Source organism: Mycobacterium gordonae, from assembly GCF_017086405.1.
GTDB lineage: Bacteria > Actinomycetota > Actinomycetes > Mycobacteriales > Mycobacteriaceae > Mycobacterium > Mycobacterium gordonae_D.
Map to the genome: position 1 here is coordinate 5,128,404 of NZ_CP070973.1, position 20,126 is coordinate 5,148,529.

Consider the following 20,126-nt stretch of genomic DNA (forward strand, 5'->3'; position numbering starts at 1 on the left):
GTCCTACTCATCCGATCGCTGCCACACACCGGCAGGGTGGACCAGCATGACCGAATCGCATCAGGCTGTGATCAGCCGGCTTTCGCACGAGTTCGATGCCCTGGCCCGTCAGATGTCCCGCGTGTCGGGTGAACTCACCCAGTTGGACCGCTTGCTCTCTACCCCCGCGCCGCCCCCCGCCCCGGCGCCCGCCCCCGTATTCGTGCCGCCACCCGTCGCACCCGCCGCGCCCGCCGCGCCCGCGCCCGCCGCGCCCGCGCCCGCCGCACCCGCGCCCGCGCCCGCCGCGCCCCCTCAGCAGGCAGCGCCGTATTGGCAGAACTACTGGCAGTATTGGCAGCCGGCGTCGGCGGCGCCACCCGCACCCCGCCCGCCGCGGCAAAAGACGCCGCGGCCGGCTCCGCCCCCTCCCCCGCAGCCTGAGAACGCGTCCGATGGGGCCGAGTCAGGTTGGATCGGCAAGCTGCTCGCCGTCGCCGGAGTCGCCGTGACGCTGATCGGGGTCGTGTTGTTGCTCGTACTGGCAGCGCAAGCCGGGCTGCTTCGACCAGAGATCCGGGTAGCCGGTGGCACTACTCTGGCTGGTGCCCTGGTGGCGGTGGCGGTCCGCTTGCGTGGCCGCCCCGGTGGACGAATCGGAGCGATTGCGTTGGCGGCCACGGGCATTGCCGCCGCATACCTGGACGTGATCGCCGTCGTCACCATCTACAAGTGGGTGGCTGCGCCGATCGGGCTGGTGCTGGCCGCTTTGGTGGGCGGCGCTGGTTTGGCGCTGGCCCGCCGCTGGGACTCCGAGCAACTGGCCCTCTTGGTACTCATACCGCTGATCGTGCTAGCACCCGAAATCACCCACGGGGTCGATCTGTTGCTGATCAGCTTCATGCTCGCACTCTCTGCGGCCGCGCTGCCGGTGCAGCTCGGCAAGGATTGGCTGTGGATGCACGCTGCACGTATCGCGGCGTCGACACTGCCGCTGCTGGTCGCGTTGCCGGCAGCCCGTCCACACGACAACGCGTCGCTGCTCGGTGGCGCATGCGCGGTGGCCGCGCTCTTGGCGATCGCCAGCGGTCTCATCCTGCTGCCGGCTAGCACCAACGCCAGCGGCCTGGCCCTGGTGACCTCCGTTGGCACTGCCCCGGTGCTGGCCAGTGCAATCTCGGTGGATCGGGTGTTGGCTGCGGTCCTCGCCGCTGCGCTGGCGGCGGGCATGTTGGCAGCCGCGCTGATTGGTCAGCGTCCCCGCATCGTTACCCAGATCTGGTCGGTGTGGTCGGCGATCTCCGCGCTGATCGCTCTCACCGTTGCCTGCACCGGCTATGTCGAAGGCCCGGTACTGCTGGCGCTGGCCGTCGTCATTGCTGTGGTCGGCCGCCGAGACGCCGTAGCACGTTGGATCGCGATGGGATTCGGCATCATCGGCGGCGGGCTGTTCTACAGCTACGCGCCACTGCACGTGTTGGTGCGCGCCACCGCCGTGCCGACCTCGGTAGCAGTATCCACGCTGGCCGCCAGTCTGCTGGTCATCACCTTGGCCGTCGCCATGACCCGGGCGTGGCTGGAATCCGAAGCCGCGGGGTTGTTCGTGGCAACGGCGGGGGCATTGATCGTCTACGCCGTCACCGCCTTCACGGTGACCGCCGGCGTCCTGGTCGGCGGTGCCGGAGGCGGATTCCTGGCCGGGCACATGGCGGCCACCATCTGCTGGATCGGTATGGCGGCAGGGCTCTTCGTCTACGCGCTGCGCCAAGGCGGCCGAGAGCGTAGGACGGAGGCGATCACGGCGGGCCTGGCTCTCACCGGCGCCGCCACCGCCAAGTTGTTCCTGTTCGACCTCGCCACCCTGGACGGCATATTCCGGGTAGCGGCGTTCATCGTCGTGGGTCTCGTGCTGCTGAGCATGGGAGCCGGTTACGCCCGCAGTCTGGCCCGCTAGCCCTCGCGACCAGACCTAGAGCACCGTAGATCGCAACCTCCACGGTGCTCTAGGTCTGGTCGGCCTCCCTGTTCGCGTCACGCAAGGCGGCAAGCGCACGCTGATGGGCTCGGTGACCCGCCTCGCGCAACGCCACGTCCTCGGCAACCGGATCGGCGAGCAGCAGGGCGCCGCTGCCGGGCGAGCCGCCGGAGCCCAGCTTGTTCATCCGCTTGGGAAGCGGTGCACCCTGATAGCTCAACGGAATTGAGCGTCCAAGCGGCTGATGCAATTCGACGTAGGCACCGTGCGGCAGCCGCTTGATGATCCCCGTCTCGACGCCGTGCTCGAGCACCGCACGGTCACTGCGCTGCAGCCCCACGGCCCACCGGTAGGCGATGAAGTAGACCAGCGGCGGCAGCACCACCATGCCGATACGCCCGATCCACGTGGTCGCGTTCAGCGAGATGTGGAACGTCAACGCGATGATGTCGTTCATCGCCGACAGCGTCAGCACCAGATAGAAGCTGATGGCCATGGCGCCGATCGCGGTGCGCACGGGAACATCGCGCGGGCGTTGCAAGAGGTTATGGTGCGCGTGGTCGCCGGCGAACCGCCTCTCCAGGAACGGGTAGAGGGTCAGCAGGACGAAGACAAGGCCCATGGTCAAGGCCACCCAGACCGTCGCCGGCACCGTGTGGTGGCCGATGTAGAGCTCCCAGCCCGGCATCAGGCGCTGCAAGCCGTCCGGCCACATCATGTAGAAGTCCGGCTGCGAACCCGCCGAAACCTGGGACGGCTTGTACGGGCCGAGATTCCAGATCGGGTTGATCTGCAGCACCCCGCCCATCAGACCCAGCACGCCGACGATGCAGGCGAAGAAGGCGCCGGACTTGACCGTGAAGGTCGGCATCACCCGCACGCCGACCACGTTGTGCTCGGTACGGCCCGGGCCAGGGAACTGGGTGTGCTTCTGGAACCACACCAATGCCACGTGAACACCGATCAGCGCCAGCAGGATGCCGGGGATCAGCAAGATGTGCAGCGCGTACAGCCGCGGAATAAGCACTGAGCCGGGAAAGTCACCACCGACCAGTGCCCAGTGCAGCCAAGTGCCAATCACTGGCAATCCCAACGTGATCGACGACAGCGCCGCCCGCAGTCCGATATCCGAGAGCAGGTCGTCGGGCAGCGAGTAGCCGAAGTAACCCTCGAACATCGTCACGATCAGCAGCAGCGACCCGATCACCCAGTTCGCCTCACGCGGACGCCGGAACGCGCCGGTGAAGAACACCCGCGCCAGGTGCACCATGACCGAGGCGGCGAACATCAACGCCGCCCAGTGGTGGACCTGACGGACGAACAAACCGCCGCGGACTTCGAAGGAGATGTTCAGCGCCGTCTCGTAGGCCCGTGACATCTCGACCCCACGCAACGGCTGATACGCCCCGTGGTAGGTGACTTCGGCCATCGACGGGTCGAAGAACAACGTCAGGTACACGCCGGTGATCAGCAACACGATGAAGCTGTACAGCGCGATCTCACCCAACAGGAACGACCAGTGCGTCGGGAACACCTTGTTGAGCTGACGACGCACCGCCGCCGCCGGATGGTACCGGGAGTCGATGGCGCGAGCTTGTCCGGCAACGACTTTCGCCAGTTCGAGGTTCACGGCGGTCATCCCCTCACCACCGGAACCGCGCCGTTGCGAGCCGGCTGTCGCGCGTATTACTACATTCGGTAGTACCACAGAGAGTAGTACTTTGACCCGCCTCTGTAAATGAATTCATTGAAGAGGTTGGCGGTCGATCGACCGAGGATGCGGTGCGGCGGGACAACACCACTCACCGAGCCTGCAGATGCGCGGGCCGAGTTCGAGTCGCGGCCGACCGCTCTTCAGCCTCGGCGGCGGGACGGCTTGAAGGCCCCTCAGCTAGCGCGAGCAGACGCAAAATCCCGCTGGAGCGCAAGCTCCACGGTGATTTTGCGTCTGCTCGCGCTAAGAGTTGATTCATAAGTGTGCGAGCTTGGTGTTCCAGAGGTAGGCGACGGCGCGAGCGGCGAGGTTGATCGCGTTGCCGCGTCGGCGGCATTGGCGCAGTATCTGCCAGTCCTTCATTCGGGCCAGGATGTGTTCGATGCGGGCGCGTCGACGACGGTGTTCGGCCAGGCGGGAGGTGTCGTCTGTGTGGGTGGCAGTGTTGCGCCGGGCATGGAGCGGTAGCCGCCGTCGGTCAGTGTGGTGATCCCGGCGGGCAGGGTGATGGTGGCTTTGGCGACGACGATGTCGTTGCGGTTGCCGGGCCAGGCGTTGCCTACGCGCACGATCCGACGATTGAGGGTGGCAATCACCTGAATATTGACCGAGCGACGGTAGTTCTTGCTGGGTCGGGTAATGGACTGGTCGTGGACCGGGATGAGGGTTCCGTCCAGGAGCAGGGTGTCGGTGTCGTCGAATTGGTCGGGGACGAAAAGCCCGGCGACGGCGGCGGTGAGGTCGCGGATGATTCGATGGGCGGTGGGCTGGCTGGTGTCGAAGATGGCCGCCAGGGCGCGTTCGGTGAGGTTGGTGCGCAGCGCGACCAGTGTCAGCAGCACGCGGTCGCGGTGGGTCAGCCCTGGTGGGCGGCCCGGCCGATGCCCGGGATCGGTGATGGCGGTGATGCGGTCGACCTCGGCCACGGTGACGCCGGTCAGGGCGTAGACGTCTGCCTGCCCCAGTCTGGTGATTCTCACCTGTCCGGATTTGTCAGAGGCCTACGACAGAATCGGGGCGTGAGGACCGCCGCGTTGCACGATCCGGTGGTAGCTGCTGCTGTGGCGGTGCGGCGGCGGGGGAAGTCGAAGACCGCGAATTGGCGCCGGCCCGAGCAGGTAGCGGTCATCGCACTGGAGTTGGACCTCTCCGGTGATGCGGTTATGCGCCGCCGGGTCGAAAAGCATTGGGATGCAGTGTTTCGGCTGCGTCGCGCTGTGCAACGGGGCGCCGGCGCGGCCAGCCGCGCCTATCTTGCCGCCCGCCACGAGCGGGCCGGGGACCCAGCACGAGGGGCTGGTCCGGTCAACCATCCACCACAACCCGACCACCACACCGGGCGCTGGTGAGGATGGCAGCCCCAACCCTAGGGCCCCTGCCGGACAAGGGGAACGCCCCGCCCTACCCCGCAACAGACCCCGCGGCTACACCCGGGGACGTCGGCGGACCAGGCGAACAAGCACAAACCCAACGATTCAACAGTCCGCACCAGCCGACTTATGAATCAACTCTTAGCTGGTCTCCAGAATCGCGACCGCGGCCGCGGTATCGGCTTCGTGGGTCAGCGACACGTGAATCGTCACGTCGGTCAGGTGCTTGGCGATCTCACCGCTCAACCGCACCCGCGGTCGGCCCCACATGTCGGTGACCACCTCGATGTCGCGGTGAATGTCCTCCGGCAACACCGGCCGCTGGGCGAACCGGGACCCGGACCACGCCTTGATCACCGCCTCCTTGGCCGCCCAGCGAGCCGCCAGGTGACGCGCCGCCGATGAACTCTTGTCGGAGGCATCGCGGCGCTCACCCGGAGTGAACGTCTCCGCGAACACGGTTCCCGGCTGGTCCACCTGCTCGGCGAAATCAGGTATGGAGACAAGGTCAATCCCGATTCCGACGATTCCCATGGGTGGCCAGGTTAACGGATCCGCCAAGTCACCCGGCAGAGACCTGGTAGGCGTCACCGTCACCCAACCGGGCGGCCGGGTTCAGCAGCATCGCCGCCTCCTGCCGCTTCTCCGGCGCGTCGTGGTCGAACCGACGGTCCGGCGGGCGCTGGTACATCGGCTCGCCACCGGCGATCGCTGAGGCCAGCCGTCGCTGACCGGCCAGCAGTCGAGCGTCGGCACGTCGCTGGTAGTCCGCCCGCTGCCCGGGCTCCAACGCGGCGAGGAAGGCCTGCGGGTGCACCAACGCGACCAGACCCGACACGTGGCCGAACCCGAGGCTGGTCAGCATCCCGGCCTTGAGCGGGAACTTCTCACCGAGCCGCAGGGTGTCTCGCACCCAGACGAAGTGCGACGAGCCGGCCAGGTCGTCGTCGACACAGTCCAGGCTGCGGTTGGGCGGGATCACCCCGTCGCGCAGCATCTGGCACAGCCCCATCATCTGGAACACCGCGGCCCCGCCCTTGGCGTGACCGGTCAGGTTCTTCTGCGACACCACGAACAGCGGGGCGCCTTCCGAGCGGCCCATCGAGTCGGCCAGCCGCTCATGCAACTCCGTCTCGTTGGGGTCGTTCGCCAGCGTCGACGTGTCGTGCTTGGAGACCACTGCGATGTCGTCGGCCGTCACACCCAGCTTGGCCAGGGACCGCGCCAGCGCCGAGTCCCGTCCGCCGCGACCCGCTCCCAGCGCGCCCAGTCCCGGCGCCGGGATCGAGGTGTGCACCCCGTCCCCGAACGACTGCGCGTACGCCACTACGGCCAGCACCGGCAATCCCATGCGCAGGGCAAGGTCGCCGCGGGCCAGCAGGATGGTCCCGCCGCCCTGGGCCTCGACGAAGCCCAGCCGGCGGCGGTCGTTGGGCCGGGAAAACTTCGAGTCCTCGATGCCGCGGCCCCGCATCATCGACGTGTCGGCGGTGGCGGCCATGTCGCCGAAGCCGATGACGGCTTCCAGCGTGAGGTCGTCCAGACCGCCGGCCACCACCAACTCGGCCTTGCCGAGGCGGATCTTGTCGACGCCCTCCTCAACCGACACCGCCGCCGTCGCGCAGGCGGCGACCGGGTGGATCATCGACCCATAGCTACCGACATAGGACTGAACGACATGCGCTGCAACCACATTCGGCAGCACTTCCTGAAGGATGTCGTTCGGCTTGTTACGGCCGAGTAGGTTGCCGTGGTACATCGTCTGCATCGACGTCATGCCGCCCATGCCGGTGCCCTGTGTGCTGGCCACCAGGCTCGGGTGCACGTAACGCATCACCTCGGCGGGACTGAATCCGGCCGACAGGAAGGCGTCCACGGTCGTGACGATGTTCCACAGCGCCACCCGGTCGATCGAGGTGGCCATGTCCGGGCTGATTCCCCACACGGTCGGGTCGAATCCAGTCGGGATCTGTGCTCCGACCACCCGTGACAACTTGGTCTTGCGCGGGACCCGCACCTCGGTTCCCGCCTTGCGGGTGACCTGCCAGTCGCCCGAATCGGGCACCGGGCGCACCACCGTGTGCTCGGGGTCGAACTCGGCGAAGGCCCGGGCTTCGGCTTCCGAGGACACCATGAAGGTGAAGTCCTTGTCCAGGAACACCGATACCAGCAGCGGCGAGGCGTGGTCGGGGTCGATCGCGCCGTCGTCGACGAACTCGCGGATGCCGCAGCGTTCCACCACCGTGTCGTGATAGCGCTCGACCAATTGCGACTCGTCCACCAGATCGCCAGATTGCATGTCGTACCAACCTGGTTGGGGGTCGTCTTCCCAGCGGACCAGACCGGTGGTCCAGGCCAGTTCGAGAACGCCGGCGGCCGACAGTTCGTTCTCGACCTCCATCTCGAAGCGGGTGCGGGACGATCCATACGGACCCAGTTCGGCGCCGCCGACGATCACCACCAGATCGGCGGGGTCGACGTCGAGGTCCGCCCACTCAGGGGGCGGCGCCGGGGTGTAGCCACGCGGCGGTGACGGCAGCGCCGAGATGGTGCCCTCAGCCGCGTCATCCTCGCCGACCCCGTCTTCTGCGGCCTTCGCCGCATGATCCTCGCGCGCCTTGGCCGCCAGTTCAGCCATGTCCAGTTTCGCCTCGGCCAGCCCTCCGGTGAGGTCCGCGTTGATCGGCGAACTGGCTGCCGCGACTTTGGATTCCACGTCGCACAGCCCGAGCAGCAACCCGGCCATCTCGTCGGTCGAGTAGGTGGTGACACCGGCTTCCTCGACGGCGGTGACGATGGCGTCGTTGTGGCCCATCAGCCCGGTGCCGCGGGTCCAGCCGATCAGCGCGTGCGCCAGGCTGACCCGCTCCGCCCAGGAGGTCTCGGCGTGCCAGCGGCTGACCACGGCGTCGAGCGCGGACTTGGCTTCGCCGTAGGCGCCGTCCCCGCCGAACATGCCCCGGTTGGGCGAGCCCGGCAACACCACGTGCAACCGCGAGGCGATGTCGCGCTCGGCGCCGATCTTCGACAGTCCGCCGATGAGCCGTTGCACGGCCCACAGCAGCACCTTCATCTCCATCTCGGCGCGCGCGCCGACCTCGGACAGATCGCCCACCACGCGGGGTGCCGCGAACGGGAACAGCAGCGTCGGGGTCTGCGCGTCCTTGATGTGAATAGACTGCGGCCCAAGGCTTTCAGATTGCTCGTTGCCAATCCACTCGACCAGCGCGTCGATGTCGGAGTAGGACGCCATGTTGGCCGGCACCACCCACAGCGCTGCGCCGTAGCGGGCGTGGTCGCGATAGAGAGTGCGGTAGAACGCCAGCCGTTCGTCGTTGAGCTTGGAGGTGGTCGCGATGACGGTGCCGCCGCCACTGAGCAGCCTGGCCGCCACCGATGCGGCGATCGAACCCTTGGAAGCGCCGGTTACGACGGCGATTTCACCGCTGTAGGGGCCGGGGGCGGGGTTCTCCGCGCCGGCGGCGATCCGGCCGTAGAGCGAGGCGTGGATCTGTCTGCCCGCGGCCAGCGACCTGCCCTGCCACCAGGTGGCCTGGGTGGCGACGACGTGCCCGGCGCCCTCGAAGCGCTCCGACAACCTCACCCAGTCGGCGTCGATGTCGCCCTCGTCGGTGAGCCAGAGCTTGACCAGGTCCTCACGGGCACTGGCCCAGCGGTCGTCGAAGACGACGGCCTTCTTGCCGTCGAACGTCGGCGCCACCAAACGTGGCCAGTCCGCACCCAATTCGGCGGTCACCAGGTCGATGAGCTCGGCATCGGTCGCCGCCGGGGATGCGCTGACCGGGTCGTCCAGACCCAGCTGTCCCAGCACCAGGCGGGCCGCCGAGGCCAGCACGCCGTCGCGACCGGTGATCTGGTCGGTGAACTCGCTCAGCGCTGCCGCGTCGACGGTCGCGCCGCCACCACCACCCGCGGACGGGAGCGACACGGCGATACCGAGCCGCGCGCCTACCGCGCCCACCGCGGCGTCGATCACCTTGTCAACCGACGCTGCGTCGGCCAGCGCGCCTTCATGCAGGTGGCCCATGGCACCGCCGCGTACGCTGGTGCCCTCCCGGGTGCCCAGCGCCACCTCGACGGTGACGTGTTTGGCCCATCCCTCACCGAGTTCCCAGGTCTTCATCACCCGCTCGGCGATCGCCGCCGGCCGCTTGCCCGAGGGCCCGAGCACCGTGCGCAGTTGGTCGTTGATCGCATCGGAAAGCACTGGGCCGAAAGGCTTGTAGGTGCGGGCCAGCTTGGTGACCTGCGCCCGCAGCCCGGCCAGATCGGCCTCAGCGGCGCCGTCGATGGCACCGAGGTTCAGCTCGGATCCCAGGTCCACCAGCAACTGGTTGCGCCGCGACGACGCGCCGTCGGTGATGGACTCGATGGAGTCCAGCGGCTCGATCTGGTCCAGGCGCATCTTCGCCGAGATGGCGATCAATGCCAGGGTGGCGTCGGCGGCGTCGAACCCGATGTCGTCAGGACGCGGAGCACCCGACGGAGCTTCGGCGGGAGCCGCAGCGACGTCCGGCGCGACATGAGAAGTGGGCGCACCCTCCGACCCGGCAGCGTCGGAATCCTCCGCCACCACGTCGTCCTCCGGCTCGGGGTCGGTGTCGGTGGCGAACAGCACCGCGGAGTCGCGCTCGGCATTGAGCACTTCGATGGTGCTGTGGGCATATTCGGGCAATTTGAGGGTGTTGGTTGCCAGACCGGCCACGGTCGGCGCGGTCTTCACCCCGATCTCGACGAACCGCTCCACGCCCAGACCGCCGGCGGCCTCCTCGATGAACAGCAGGTCCTGTGTCTCGATCCAGCGCACGGGGCTGGCGAACTGCCATGCCAGCAGCTCGATCAGGACCTTGCGCGCCAGGTCGCGCGGGCGCTCGTTACGCCACGTGTCGTAGTCGGCGAGGATCTCGTCGAGCGGCTCGGCGGGCACCAGATCCCGGATCTCTTGGATGAAGTCGCGATCCAGCGTGAACGGCCGCGGCACCAGGTTGGGAATGTAGCGCCCGATGATGACGTCGGGGTCCTTGTCGCGCGGCATCAGGCGCTCGAGCGACCGACGGAATTCGGCGACACCCACGCGCAGCACCCGCGAGTGGAATGGCACGTCGATTCCGGGGACGAGGATGAATGACCTTTTGCCACCGGTGATTTCGCGGCGCCGCTCCACCTCCTCCTCCAGCGCTTCCAGACCGCGCACGGTGCCGGCGATCGCGTACTGCGAGCCGCGCAGGTTGAAGTTGACGATCTCCAGAAATTCCCCGGTCTTGTCCGCAATCCTGGCCACGAAGTCGGTGACCTCGTCGTCGGGCAGGTCGATCTGCGAGGGCCGGATGGCTGCCAGCCGGTAGTTGGAGCGGCCCAGCTCGTCACGCGGCACGATGTCGTGCATCTTGGAGCCGCGGTGAAACACGGCCTCCAGCAACGCGTCCAGTTCGAACACGCCACTGACGCAGGCCAGCGCGGTGTACTCGCCGACCGAGTGGCCACAGGTGATCGCGGTTTCGACGAAGGCGCCCTGCTCGCGCATCTCGGCGACCTGGGCGGCCGCCACCGTCGCCATCGCGACCTGGGTGAACTGCGTCAGGAACAACACGCCGTCGGGGTGGTGGTAGTGCACGCCGCTGGCGATGATGCTGGTCGGGTTGTCCCGAACCACGTGCAGCACGGAGAAACCCAGGGTGTCGCGGGTGAATCGGTCGGCCTCGTCCCACACCTTGCGGGCCGCCTTGGACCGGGCCCGGACGTCCATGCCCATGCCTTTGTGCTGGATGCCCTGACCGGGGAAGGCGTACACCGTCTTCGGTGCCGCCAGCCGCGCGGTCGCCGTCATGACGAGATCCGATCCGATGCGAGCGGAAACCTCCAGAACCTCTGCGCCCTGATCGATTCCGACACGGTCGACCCGGAAGTCCACCTCGTCGCCCGGGCGCACCATGCCCATGAACCGGGCGGTCCAGCCGATCAACCGGGCCGGTGGCCGCGCCTGCCCGTCGGTCGCGGTGACCGCGTGCTGCGCTGCGGCGGACAGCCACATGCCGTGCACGATGGGCGATCCCAGACCGGCCAACAGGGCGGCTGCCTTGTCGGTGTGGATGGGGTTGTGGTCCCCAGACACCTCGGCGAACGGACGCATGTCGACCGGGGACCCGATCGTGACGTCGCGGCGCCGACGCCGCGGGGTATCGGTGGCGTTCTCCGAGACCGCACCGCCGGCCCGGGCGGGATCGGTGAGTTCGGCGGGGCCGGTGCGGCCCAGGATCGCGAAGCGTTCCTCGAGCGTCGCCACAGCGGCCCCGTCGCTTGTGGTGACGGTGACGGTGACTGGCACGACGCGGCCCATGTCGGTGTCGTTTGCGCTCAATGCGGTTGCGGCGATAGTCAATTGGGCCGGATCCTTGGGCAGCTGACCGGCCACCCGGACGGCGTGGTCCAGGTGCACCAGGCTGAGCAGGCCCTCCACCACCGGCACACCAGCGTCGGTCACCGCCGCTCCGATGGCCGCGAAAACGGCGGGCCAGCAGTGCCCGACGAGCGCGTCGGGCACCGTGGTCAGGCTCGGCGCCAACGGCTCACCGAAGGTAGCCGTGACGCCGGTGTGGTCCGCGACCCGCTCGGGGTCCCAGTCCACGGTCAGCGTGGCGGTGCCGTCGGCCACCTCGGGCAGCGCTTCCGGTCCGTCGGCTCCCGCGGCGATAGCCAGCACGGAACGCATTGCGGCGGTGGCATCTTCGGTGGACACCACCGGAATGCCGCCGTCGATGGTGTTGGCGGGCAGGGTGAATTGGATGTCGATCCACGTGCCCGATACCGGCACGCTGAGGGTGACGCCGGCGCCGTCCGCCGTCACCTGCAGCCTCGAACCGGTGGATGTATTTGTGGCGGTACGGCTTTCGTGAACCTGCCAGTCACCGGGCTCGGCGATCCGGTGCACCGGGTTGATCGTGGTGCGGCCCGCCCACAGGACGTCGGGCGCATCGAGCACCACGGCCAACGGTCCGCGGATGTCGCCGCGGCCCAGCCTGCGCGCGGTGACATCCCGGGGCTCGGCACCGGCGGCGACGACCTCGTCGATAGCGGCTTGCTCGAAGCGGTCCAGCAGCTCACCGACGGGTTCGTCCATCCGGGTGATACCGGCGACCGCGGCGGGTCCGGGGATGATGCACACCTGGTCGGCGTCGTAGCGGGCGTCGTGAGCCTGCCACAACGAGTCACTGCGCCACCAGCGCCGGACGTCCTTGTCGATGACCGGCACGAAGTTCACCGGCTTGCCCAGGGTCTTGCACAGCGAGATGAAGAAGGGGACGTCGGCCGGGTGCAATTGCACGGTCTCGGCGTCGGGGTACTGCGCCACCAGGGTGGCGATAGCCCGCTGCGGGTCCTCCAACAGCGCGGTGTCGTTGAACAGGGTCTCGATCGGGCCGAAATCTTTTGCGTGCAAACGCGCCTCGGCGCGCTTGAGCATCTCCTCGAACCGGTCACGCCAGGTGTCGGCCAGCCACGGGCTGCCCGGCGCCGCGGTGTCCGCGGTCGAATCGCCTTCTCCGATGGCCAGTTCGACGTACCGCTGTAGCCATTGCAGATAGGTCATGTCGGCGACGTCGCCGAAGTACGGCTTGGCGGTCTTGGCCATGGCAGCGATGATCTCGTCGCGACGCTCCGCGACCGCGTCCGCGTCGCCGGCCACCTCGTCGAGCAGCTGCCCACAGCGCGAGGCACTGTTGTCGATCTCGTGAATGTCGGCGCCGAGCTGGCTGCGGCTGGAGGCCATGCCGCCCTGGGCTTTTCCGGCGCCGATCCACTCATCGGTGCCGCCCGTCTCGACGAGCATCTGCTTGACCGAGGGCGACGTGGTGGACTCCAGCGTCGCCATCGCGGCGGTACCGACCAGGATGCCGTCGATCGGCATCAACGGGAAGCCGTAATCCTGCGCCCAGCGCCCGGACAGGTAGTCGGCGGCCCGTTCCGGCGTGCCGATGCCGCCACCGACGCAGACGGTGATGTTGGCGCGTGAGCGCAGTTCCGAGTACGTCGCCAGCAACAGGTCGTCGAGGTCCTCCCAGGAATGGTGGCCTCCGGCGCGGCCGCCCTCGACGTGCATGATCACCGGCCGGGTGGAGACCTCGGTGGCGATGCGGATGACGGAGCGAATCTGCTCGATGGTCCCGGGCTTGAAGACCACATGGCTGATGCCGATGTCGTTGAGTTCTTCGATCAGCTCGACGGCTTCCTCGAGATCGGGGATGCCGGCGCTGACCACGACGCCGTCGATGGCGGCGCCGGATTGACGGGCCTTCTGCACCAGTCGCTTGCCACCCAGCTGCAACTTCCACAGGTAGGGGTCCAGGAACAGCGCGTTGAACTGATAGGTGCGGCCGGGTTCGAGCAGCCGGGACAGCTCCGCGACTCGGTCGGCGAAGATCTCCTCGGTGACCTGCCCGCCGCCGGCGAGCTCGGCCCAGTGCCCGGCATTGGCCGCGGCGGCCACGATCTTGGCGTCCACTGTGGTCGGGGTCATGCCGGCAAGCAAAATCGGCGAGCGACCGGTGAGCCGGGTGAACTTGGTGGACAGCTTGACCCGACCGTCGGGGAGGCGAACGACGGTCGGCGCGTAGCTCGACCAGGCGCGAGCCACCTCCGGGGTGGCTCCGACGGTGAACAGATTGCGCTGACCGCCGCGGGTCGCCGCGGGCACGATGCCGATGCCCAGGCCACGGATCACCGGCGCGGTCAGCCGGGTGAGGATGTCACCGGGGCCCAGGTCGAGAATCCAGCGCGCCCCGGCGTCGTGCACGCGGGTGATCTCGTCGACCCAGTCGACCTTGCGAACCAGGATGGCGTTAGCCAGCTGACAGGCGAGCTCGACATCAAGGCCCACCTTCTCGGCCCAGCGGCCGACGATGTCGATGCCGTCGGACAGCCGGGGTGTGTGGAAGCCCACCTCGACCTTGACCGGATCGAAGATCGGCGCGAAGACATCGCCGCCGCGCACCTTGCTCTTGCGCTCGGCTTCCTCCTTCTCGGAGATCTGCTGGCAGTACAACTCGAATCGTGACAGCTGCTCGGGGGTGCCGGTGATGACGACCGACCGCCGGCCGTTGCGGATCGACAGCACCGGCGGCAGTACCGTGCGGACATCCTGGGCGAACTCGTCGAGTAGCTGGCTGATGCGCTCCGGGTCGGCGTTGGTGACCGACACCATGGGCGGCCGGTCGCCGAGCACCGAGATGCCCCGCCGGCGAGCGACCAGGGTGCCGGCCGCGCCGATCAGCTGACTCATCGCCAGCAGCTCGACGTCGCGGGTGCCGCCGGACTTGAGCGCCTCGACCGCCAGCACGCCCTGCGAGTGTCCAGCCAGGGCCACCGGCGGGGTTTCGATGAGATCCATACCCTGGCGGGCCAGGGCGCGGACAGCGGCGATCTGAGTCAGCAACACGCCTGGTATGGACACCGCCGCCGACGTCAGGTGCTTTTCTGAGGGAACCGTGTCCTCGGCCGCCAGCGCACGGACCCACTGCAGCGGTTCGAAACCGATCGGACGCACCACAACCAGTTCTTTGGCGACCGGCTCGAGCAGCAGTTGCACCTCGCCGACCAGCTCGGCCAAGTCGGATTCGATGCCGGCCCCGGATACCAATTCTTCGAGCGTCTCCAACCAGGCGCTGCCCTGGCCCCCGAACGCGACCGCGTAGGGCTCGCCTGCAGTCAGACGATCGACCAGAGCATGGGTGCTGTGCGGTCCACTGCCATCGCGGTCTGCTGACACCCTGTCGTGCTCGTGGATCGTCACCGTTACATCTCCCTGTATGCGTCTGTGTTCGCGTGTATGCGTGTGTCGCGTTTCGGTTCGTTCGGCCGGTTCCGGGCCGGCCCTCGCCACAGGACCGCGTCACATTCCGGGCGATTCCGCACCGAATCGCAGCCGATAGTCGTTTGACCGGTGCATTCTTGGTGCTTGATCCCGTCAGGAAACGGCGCCGTCCACCTGCATCGGACCCCATAAGAGTGTCATAAGGATCTGTACGTTTTCTTGACGTTAGAAGGTTACTGACGAGTTCTACGCACGGGTAACCGTGTCGCGGGTAACACCGGCCCAAACCGCTAGCGCGAGCGTCCCGGACAAACGTCCTGCATGCAGGTGGTTACGGTCGAGTAGCTACAACAGCGCTGTTCAAAGCAGCATTGTTACCAAATCGTTATCTGAAAATATTCAGCTGTGCCGGCCGCGTGCCGTGCGACGCGCCGCAGCCGCGCGGATTCACCGGTGTAGCCAACGGCGAGCACTGAGCGAACGAGTGTTTGCTGGAATGTTTGTCGGAGTCTTAGGAACCGTGACGGTCAGGCCCATTGCCCGAATTGAGGCTTGAGAATTTCGTTGATGTCCACCCCGACGCCGCCCACCGTGCGTTTGTCGATCTCGACCTGATGCAGGTGCGCCGCGGGATGGGTGTACCCCTGCGGCGAGCCCCAGTTGTGCTGCCAGAAGTACGCACCCAAACCGTCGTTGACCGCCCAGTCGATCGTCTTCGAGTTCGCGTATACGCCCGTGCGCTGGTGCCCGATCACCGACTCCCAGGACCGTAGATACGGCACGATTTGGTTCCTGTACTGCTCCAGCGACGGGTTGTCGTCGATCGACGCGTAGATCGGGGCACCGGCGGGACCACCCGCCGCGGCGTGCAATTCCGCGCCGCGCTTGGCGTGCTGCATACCGGCCGCCGCACCACCCAGCCAGTCCGAGGTGCTGCCCTTGCCGAACTGGTAGCACGAGACGATCTTGAGCCCACTCCCGTGCAGGTCGCGAGCCTCGGCCAATTGGATTGGCTTACCCAGCATCCAGTTGCCGCCCGGCCGGCGATCCGAGACATAGCGGATTGCTCCCACGGCGCCCGCCGCCCTGATCTGACTGGCCGGGATGACGCCGGCGGCGTAGTCGAGCAGGGTACCCAGCGCGGCCGACGCCGGCGCGGCAGCAACTGACGACGCCGCGACGCCGAGGCCCAGCAGGCCGGGCGCAGCGGCGGCGAGTCTCAGCACGTCACGTCGGGAGACTGGCACATGCCACAGGGTACGCAAACACCACAACAGACTCAGGGATCTCAGCAGTCACATGTATGTCACTTTGTCGCATCGGTCGCCAGGCGCGCCTGCACCAGGCCCGCCGCGCCCAGTGCCGCGTAGGGCCCTGTCACCGCAACCAGACTCAGCAGAGTACGGATCCGTTGATCGCCCCGTTCGAGCTTTCGCAGTTCAATCGCCGCATTGACGTTGTCCAACACGTCGACCAACAGGCCGATGCGCTGCCAACGTCGCCGGTTGGGTTCGTCGCTGCTGAGATAGCCGACACCCAGGGCCAGGGCTCGGGCGCCGAAGATGCGGATCATGTACTTCATCTCGGTAGACAACAAGTTGTCCGGCGCGCCATTTATCCGTGTCTGGGAGCGAGGCGACACAAAGGCGCTGGCGCCCAACATAATTCGGCCGACGGCTGCCGCCGTGAACGCGTGCCGCAGGACCGCGGGCTGTGTCGGCTGCGCCGTGCATGGTGTGCTCATGTTCGCAGTCTCGCTCCGTCGCGGTCATTATGTCGATTACCTGCGAGGTAGTGGTCCAGCCGTCGCTCCGGCGATAGGTTCCAGAGATGTCTGCCGGTGACGCGGTGCGCGAGTGGCGAACCCACCGCCGCATCAGCCAGCTGGAGTTGGCCCATCAGATCGGCGTCTCGCCACGGCACATCAGTTTCGTCGAAACCGGACGGTCCAATGCGAGCCGGGCGCTGTTGCTGCGCATCGGCGAATCGCTGGATCTGCCGCTGAGCGCCCGAAATCGGATGCTGCTGGCGGGCGGATACGCGCCCGGTTTCAGCGAGCACACGCTGGACGCCGAGGAGATGCGGCCGGTGAAGTCGGCCATCAACGCGGTGCTGCGCGGGCATGCGCCCTATCCGGCGATTGTCACCGATTCCTGCTGGAATCTGATCGCCGCGAACCTTGGCTGCGTCGTGTTGGCTGACGGCGTGGACCCGGGTCTGCTCGATCCGCCCGTCAACGTGATGAGGCTGTGTCTGCATCCGCGAGGGTTGTCGCAGCGTCTATTGAACGGGGCTCAGGTGCACGCGAGCATCCTGCGCCGGGTCCGCCGGGCGGCCGCCAGCACCGCGTCGCCCGATGTTCAACGCCTGTACCGGGAGCTGGCGGCCTACCCACCACCCGAGCCCAGCGGGGAACCAGCCGAGCCGGCAGGCGAGCTTTACGTACCGTTTCGCCTTGTCACCACCGACGGCGCGGAGCTCACCTTCCTGAACACCATCGCCACGTTCGGCGGTCCACTGGACATTCGCGTGGAGAGTCTGGCCATGGAGTCGTTCTTTCCAGCCGACAGCGCCACCGCCGACTACCTGCACGGTCTCGATGACGACCGGCTGCGCGCGCACATCCGGAATTACCCCGCGCTGCTCGGCTATGTCGGACTGCGCTGACGCCCGCATTTCCTTGTCAATATAAAGTTAGTAAAGTTAGGCGACAGCGACCGTCATATCGGGGGTGCGGATGCAACACGACCAACTCATCGACCTCACCCGCCGCGCCCTGAAACTGGCGCGGGACAAGACAACTGACCTCGCGCCCGCTCAGCACCTGGTCGACGCGCGCGAATACACCTCGGCCGAACGGCACCAGCGGGACCGCGCCCTGGTGATGGCCAGCCCGCAACTGGTCGGCTATGTCTCTGAGTTGCCCGGGCCAGGTTCGTATTGCACCAAGACGGTGATGGGCCGGTCGATCCTGCTAACCAGAATCGCCGACGGTTCGGTCAAGGCGTTCGACAACGTCTGCCTGCACCGGCAGGCGCAGGTCGCATCGGGATGCGGAGTGGCCAAACGGTTCACCTGCCCGTACCACGCCTGGACGTACGACAACACCGGGCGCCTGGTCGCCGTCCCGGGCCGTGAAGGCTTCCCCGACGTGACACCGCACTCGGATGGCCTTAACGAGCTGCCGGCCACCGAGTTCGCCGGGTTCCTCTGGGTGGCAATGGAACCCGGAGCGAGGCTGGACGTGGCCGCGCACCTGGGGCCGCTGGCCGAGGAACTCGACTCGTGGGGCATCGGCCGCTGGTCACCGCTGGGTGAGAAGGTGCTCGACTCCCCCATCAACTGGAAGCTGGCCATCGACACCTTCGCCGAGAATTACCACTTCGCCACCGTGCACCAGCAGACGTTCGCGACGATCGCCCGCAGCAACTGCACCGTTTTCGACGCCTACGGCCCCCACCACCGGTTGATCTTCCCCCTCAACACGATCGTGGACCTCGACGAGACGTCGGAGGACACTTGGGTTCCGTTGAACAACCTCGTCGTCATCTATGCGCTGTTCCCGAACATCGTGATCTCGGTGACGATTGCCAACGGCGAGCTGTTCCGCGTCTACCCCAGCGACCGGCCGGGCAGGTCCATCACTGTCCACCAGAACTCGACTCCGCTGGACATCTCGGACGAATCCGTGGCCGCGGGCGCGCAAGCCGTTTTCGAGTATGCCCACGCCACCGTGCGCGACGAGGACTACCGGTTGGTCGAGAGCCTGCAGGCCAATCTGGAATCCGGTGCTCGGCAACGACTTGTGTTCGGGCGCAACGAACCTGGATTGCAGCATCGCCATATCGCGTGGGAACGGGCGCTCATCCAGGCTGACGCAACGCCGTGCTGAGATCGTCAAGGATGGTCGCGACCGGTTCACGTCGGCCGCTACGCACCTTGCTCACCAGCGCCAGCGCCTCGTGTCGGTGTCCGGCTGCCAGCAACGACGTCAACTGCTCCGCCGCAGCCCGGATGTCGGGATCGTCGGTGCCGGCGCACGCCAGCACTTCGATCAATTCCCAGTCCCGGTACATTGCCAGCGAACGCTCGTTGAACGCGAACCCGGTCACCGGCTCGCCCGCCAGCGTGCCGCGGTAGCGGTACGGGCCTTCCATGTATTCGATCGGTAACCCATGAGCAGGGGCGGCCACCAGCGGCTCCCCGACGATATCCAATCCCAATGCCGCACAGGTGATCCGGTGGCGATCCGGCATATACCGGGCCTTACGCGGCGGCCGGATGAGCGTCCGGATCCCGTCCGGCCACCTCACGTAACTAGTGACCGCCACATCGAAATCCTCGGCGCACTGCGGCGACCGCGCGTCGGGATAGCTCGTAGTGATACCGGTAAACGGTTGCAGCGCGTTGCCTTCGGTGCGCAGGAACTGTCGCCAGATGCTCATGTCCACGCCGTTGTCGAAGTTGATGGTGCGCCATTCGTGCGACCTGGTCCGCGGCGGCTCACCCGTTCCGCCGCCCGCATACTTCGGAAACCACTGCCGGTCCACGTGCCCCGCCGTTCCGGTGACCTGTTCCTGAGTGTCGGCCCAGTGCAGGGTTCCGGCCATAGCCATGCCGGTCTGAAAGTAGGAGTAGGTGTCATCCTGGCCGAAGCACGCGATCATGCCGTTGTGCGTCGCGGCACCCAGCGGTGTGGGCGCCCGGGTGGGCGTGACAGTCAAGTCAAGCCGCATCGACCGGCCGGCCTGGTCGGTGCCCACCAGGCTGATGTCGTAGGTGTAGGGCCGCAGGGCGCCCCCGGTGTCGCGCATGGTAGCCCACCGCGCGATGCCGGCACCGGTGTCGTAGGAAACCTCCAGATGCCCAACCGCGCTGGACATTTTCGGCGTCGCACCCGGCTGCGCACTGGCCGGCGGCATGTCGTAGTCGGTATACGTGCCGTACTCGCCGGTGTCCAGATCGAACAGCCCCAGCGTGTAGAAATCAGCAACGACGCTGCCGCCGGGCCGGTTCCGGTTGAAAATGGTCAGGAACGCGAAAGAGCGATCCTCGGAGGCCAATTCACCCGCGATGAACCACGTGTCGGATTCCTGATCGGGGTGTTGCCCTTCGGCCGCGGGGAAGTCCAGTTGGCTGTCACCGGGTACCAATTCGAACGGGTAGCTACGCCAGTCGCTGGTCACGTCACGCCTCGCCTTGAGGGGAAATCCCGCTTTTTTGCTATGCTAGCATCAATAGCGAAATTACCGTCGCCTGCCC

12 protein-coding genes are annotated in these 20,126 nt (G+C 67.1%); 4 read left to right on the top strand and 8 right to left on the bottom strand.

Annotated features, from left to right (window positions below; all coding sequences use genetic code 11):
• Nucleotides 1-46: 46 nt before the first annotated feature.
• A complete protein-coding gene (locus JX552_RS21740) occupies nucleotides 47-1,933 on the top strand; it encodes a DUF2339 domain-containing protein (RefSeq protein ID WP_205873952.1) in 1,887 nt (628 codons plus the stop codon).
• Nucleotides 1,934-1,982: 49 nt separating this feature from the next.
• Here JX552_RS21740 and qcrB read toward each other — a convergent pair whose 3' ends face one another.
• From qcrB to JX552_RS21750, 3 genes are all read right to left on the bottom strand, one after another.
• Entirely contained in the window at nucleotides 1,983-3,593 is a 1,611-nt protein-coding gene (gene qcrB, locus JX552_RS21745; RefSeq protein WP_205873953.1) for a cytochrome bc1 complex cytochrome b subunit, read from the bottom strand.
• Nucleotides 3,594-3,923: 330 nt separating this feature from the next.
• On the bottom strand, nucleotides 3,924-4,082 hold the full coding sequence (locus tag JX552_RS34250) for a hypothetical protein (protein WP_431196003.1): 159 nt from the start codon (nucleotides 4,080-4,082) through the stop codon (nucleotides 3,924-3,926).
• Nucleotides 4,028-4,648 (bottom strand): helix-turn-helix domain-containing protein, encoded by a 621-nt coding sequence (locus tag JX552_RS21750; RefSeq protein ID WP_205873954.1) that lies wholly within the window; start codon nucleotides 4,646-4,648, stop codon nucleotides 4,028-4,030. Before JX552_RS21750 ends, JX552_RS34250 begins: the two co-directional genes overlap by 55 nt.
• A 39-nt stretch (nucleotides 4,649-4,687) precedes the next feature.
• Here JX552_RS21750 and JX552_RS21755 point away from each other — a divergent pair, with 39 nt between their 5' ends.
• Nucleotides 4,688-5,017: a hypothetical protein gene (locus tag JX552_RS21755; RefSeq protein ID WP_205873955.1), complete on the top strand. Its 330-nt coding sequence runs from the start codon at nucleotides 4,688-4,690 to the stop codon at nucleotides 5,015-5,017.
• A gap of 162 nt (nucleotides 5,018-5,179) precedes the next feature.
• Here the strand turns inward: JX552_RS21755 and acpS are convergent, their stop codons facing one another.
• The 4 genes from acpS to JX552_RS32645 form a co-directional block, all read right to left on the bottom strand.
• The gene (acpS, locus tag JX552_RS21760; RefSeq protein WP_205873956.1) at nucleotides 5,180-5,572 is read right to left on the bottom strand and encodes a holo-ACP synthase AcpS; all 393 of its coding nucleotides are present in this window, start codon (nucleotides 5,570-5,572) and stop codon (nucleotides 5,180-5,182) included.
• A gap of 28 nt (nucleotides 5,573-5,600) precedes the next feature.
• Nucleotides 5,601-14,843, bottom strand: a complete 9,243-nt coding sequence (locus JX552_RS21765; protein ID WP_205873957.1) for a type I polyketide synthase — start codon at nucleotides 14,841-14,843, stop codon at nucleotides 5,601-5,603.
• Between the two features lie 548 nt (nucleotides 14,844-15,391).
• On the bottom strand, nucleotides 15,392-16,111 hold the full coding sequence (locus JX552_RS21770) for a DUF1906 domain-containing protein (RefSeq protein WP_205873958.1): 720 nt from the start codon (nucleotides 16,109-16,111) through the stop codon (nucleotides 15,392-15,394).
• Between the two features lie 59 nt (nucleotides 16,112-16,170).
• Nucleotides 16,171-16,446, bottom strand: a complete 276-nt coding sequence (locus tag JX552_RS32645) for a hypothetical protein (protein ID WP_241010670.1) — start codon at nucleotides 16,444-16,446, stop codon at nucleotides 16,171-16,173.
• 248 nt (nucleotides 16,447-16,694) lie between these two features.
• Here JX552_RS32645 and JX552_RS21780 point away from each other — a divergent pair, with 248 nt between their 5' ends.
• Nucleotides 16,695-17,531, top strand: a complete 837-nt coding sequence (locus JX552_RS21780; RefSeq protein WP_205873960.1) for a helix-turn-helix domain-containing protein — start codon at nucleotides 16,695-16,697, stop codon at nucleotides 17,529-17,531.
• A 70-nt stretch (nucleotides 17,532-17,601) separates the two neighbouring features.
• Nucleotides 17,602-18,756 (top strand): aromatic ring-hydroxylating oxygenase subunit alpha, encoded by a 1,155-nt coding sequence (locus JX552_RS21785; RefSeq protein WP_205873961.1) that lies wholly within the window; start codon nucleotides 17,602-17,604, stop codon nucleotides 18,754-18,756.
• Here the strand turns inward: JX552_RS21785 and JX552_RS21790 are convergent.
• Nucleotides 18,728-20,050, bottom strand: coding sequence for a lipocalin-like domain-containing protein (locus JX552_RS21790; protein WP_205873962.1), 1,323 nt, complete (start codon nucleotides 20,048-20,050; stop codon nucleotides 18,728-18,730). The two genes, JX552_RS21785 and JX552_RS21790, sit on opposite strands and share 29 nt — an antisense overlap.
• Nucleotides 20,051-20,126 lie beyond the last annotated feature (76 nt).

What these genes read in the sequence shown, in the direction of transcription:
- JX552_RS21740 (WP_205873952.1), top strand. Translation starts at nt 47, where the DNA reads ATGACCGAATCGCATCAGGCTGTGATCAGCCGGCTTTCGCACGAGTTC.
- qcrB (WP_205873953.1), bottom strand. Translation starts at nt 3,593, where the DNA reads ATGACCGCCGTGAACCTCGAACTGGCGAAAGTCGTTGCCGGACAAGCT.
- acpS (WP_205873956.1), bottom strand. Translation starts at nt 5,572, where the DNA reads ATGGGAATCGTCGGAATCGGGATTGACCTTGTCTCCATACCTGATTTC.
- JX552_RS32645 (WP_241010670.1), bottom strand. Translation starts at nt 16,446, where the DNA reads ATGAAGTACATGATCCGCATCTTCGGCGCCCGAGCCCTGGCCCTGGGT.
- JX552_RS21780 (WP_205873960.1), top strand. Translation starts at nt 16,695, where the DNA reads ATGTCTGCCGGTGACGCGGTGCGCGAGTGGCGAACCCACCGCCGCATC.
- JX552_RS21785 (WP_205873961.1), top strand. Translation starts at nt 17,602, where the DNA reads ATGCAACACGACCAACTCATCGACCTCACCCGCCGCGCCCTGAAACTG.